Source organism: Oleiphilus sp. HI0123 (assembly GCF_001635315.1).
Window position 1 is genome coordinate 1 of sequence record NZ_LWGE01000796.1, and the last position, 336, is coordinate 336.

The 336-nt window shown below is 47.9% G+C and carries 1 pseudogene; it reads right to left on the reverse strand.

The features are described from left to right. Positions 1-336, reverse strand: a pseudogene (locus tag A3761_RS27265) (hypothetical protein); the annotation flags it as partial.

Below are 336 nucleotides of genomic sequence, written 5' to 3' on the forward strand. Positions count from 1 at the left end.
AACGCACATAAATATTGAAGCGTGCTGAAGGTGTGATTTTATCTAAAAGCTTAAGTATTCCTCGTAAACCAAATGAGAGCAGGATAAGGGTCACCAATCCGCCGACAATCAATGCGAGAGACATCTTTACATCGCCGGTAAACCATAAGCATAACGAGAGAATACATGCGAGCGCGATGCCGTAGATTAGTCTTCCGCTAATGCTCATCGGCTCAAGGTCACGGCGCAGGATTCTAAGTGGGGATACGCGACTTAGTTGAATCAGGTGAGGTAGCGCAAAGCCCAGTAGAGTAACCGGGGCCGTAATACTCGCAATAGCCCAAGCTGACCAAGGTG